Here is a 1,943-nt window from a genome sequence, read left to right as displayed (position 1 = left end):
TGTTAGCGCCGGTGTAATACTGACCCACCCCGTCGGAGTAAATCTGACCCACCTGGGCAATGATGGTGGCTTTTTGGCCACCGACAATGTTGACTCAGGAGCAAGCAGTGGAGATCAAGGTAATGGCGCGTCGCGGCGTCAGCATTCGGGAGATGGCCAAGCAGCTAGGCTGCTCACGCAACACGGTCAGGCGATACCTGCGTGAGGCCGATGCCCAGCAGTACCGGCCCCGCGAGGCACGGGCCACCAAGCTGGATCCGTACAAGGACTATCTGCGCGGTCGCATCGAAGCGGCCCGACCGCACTGGATACCGGCAGCCGTACTGCTGCGAGAGATCCAGGAACTGGGCTATCCCGGTGGCGTGACGCAACTCAAGGAGTTTCTGGGTGCCCACAAGCATCAGGAACCTGAACCGGTCGTTCGTTTCGAGACGCCTCCCGGCAAGCAGATGCAGGCCGACTTCACTCACATCCGGCGTGGCCGCGATCCACTGATGGCCTTCGTGGCCACGCTGGGATACAGCCGTTCGAGCTGGGTACGGTTCACCACCGACGAGCGCGCCGACACCTGGTTCGGATGTCTGCGCCAGGCCTTCACCTACTTCGGCGGTGTGCCTCAGCACGTGCTGTTCGACAACGCGGGGGCCATCATCATTGAGCGTGATGCATACGGTCCCGGCCACCACCGGTGGCACAACGGGTTGCTGGCCGTCGCCGAGGAGTTCGGCTTCACCCCACGTGTGTGCCAGCCATATCGCGCCAAGACCAAGGGCAAGGTCGAACGCTTCAACGGATATCTGAAGGGCAGCTTTTGTGTGCCGTTGGCCGCGACCCTCAAGCAGGCCGGTCTGCGCTTTGACGTGACAGCGGCCAACGCGCACATCGGCCGCTGGCTGACGGAGGTGGCCGATCAGCGACTGCACGGCACCACCCGGGAGCGACCCGCCAAGCGGTTCCAAGAAGAGCGCCTGGCGTTGCTGCCTTTGCCTGCGCAGCACGGCATTCTGCTGCCTGCCAGATCCCACCGGCCTGTCCCGCGAGAGAGCTTCCAGCACCCGCTGTCGGTCTATAACGAACTGCTGGAGGTGCGGGCGTGAACATCCAACACAACCGGATCGAACAATTCTGCGACGTCCTGAAGCTGGAGCGTATCGGCAGCGAGTGGCCGGCCATCGCCCAGCAGTGTGCCCGCGAGGACGCCAGCCATGGTGACTTCCTGGAACGCCTTCTGGGCATCGAGAACGACGCCCGGATCGAACGCCAGCGGGCTGCCTTGATGAAGATTGCCACGCTGCCCTCGGTCAAGACCATCGAGGATTATGACTTCGCCTTTGCCAGCGGTGCGCCACGTGCCCAGATCCAGGAACTGGCCGCTCTGAGCTTTATCGAACGGGCCGAGAACATCGTATTCCTGGGGCCCAGCGGCGTGGGCAAGAGCCACCTGGCTCAGGCGCTGGCCTACCGTGCCGTCATGGCGGGCATCAAGACCCGCTTCCTGACTGCCGCCGACCTGATGATGCAGTTGGCCACCGCCCATAAACAGGATCGGCTGCAGCAGTACTTCAACCGTGCCATCATCGGGCCGCGCCTGTTGGTGATCGATGAGATCGGATATTTGCCGTTTGGACGCGAGGAGGCGAATCTGTTCTTCAACGTGGTGGCCCAGCGCTACGAGCGCACCAGCATCATCGTCACCAGCAATCTGCCCTTCAGTCAGTGGTCCTCATGCTTTGCTGAGGACCAAACGCTGACCGCCGCCTTGCTCGACCGCCTGCTGCATCACGCCCATATCGTGCAGATTGCCGGGGAAAGCTACCGACTCAAGGACAAGCGCAAAGCAGGGAATATCAAGATCAGGAGCTAGGTTTTTTGGACGCCGGGGTGGGTCAGTTTTACTCCGACGATTCCGACGAAAGTGGGTCAGTTTTCAACCGGCGTTGACA

General features: G+C 61.9%; 2 protein-coding genes. Both read left to right on the top strand.

Annotated features, from left to right (window positions below; genetic code table 11):
* Positions 1-86: 86 nt before the first annotated feature.
* Entirely contained in the window at positions 87-1,097 is a 1,011-nt protein-coding gene (gene istA / locus NGJ44_RS23050; protein WP_053245378.1) for an IS21 family transposase, read from the top strand.
* Positions 1,094-1,864, top strand: a complete 771-nt coding sequence (istB, locus tag NGJ44_RS23045; protein WP_053245377.1) for an IS21-like element helper ATPase IstB — start codon at positions 1,094-1,096, stop codon at positions 1,862-1,864. Before istA ends, istB begins: the two co-directional genes overlap by 4 nt.
* Positions 1,865-1,943: the final 79 nt, after the last annotated feature.

Origin of the sequence: Achromobacter sp. Marseille-Q4962 (genome assembly GCF_943737005.1) — a bacterium.
Taxonomy (GTDB): domain Bacteria; phylum Pseudomonadota; class Gammaproteobacteria; order Burkholderiales; family Burkholderiaceae_B; genus Achromobacter.
Note: the sequence above shows the minus strand (reverse complement) of the source record. Positions and strands in the feature narration are given on the sequence as shown.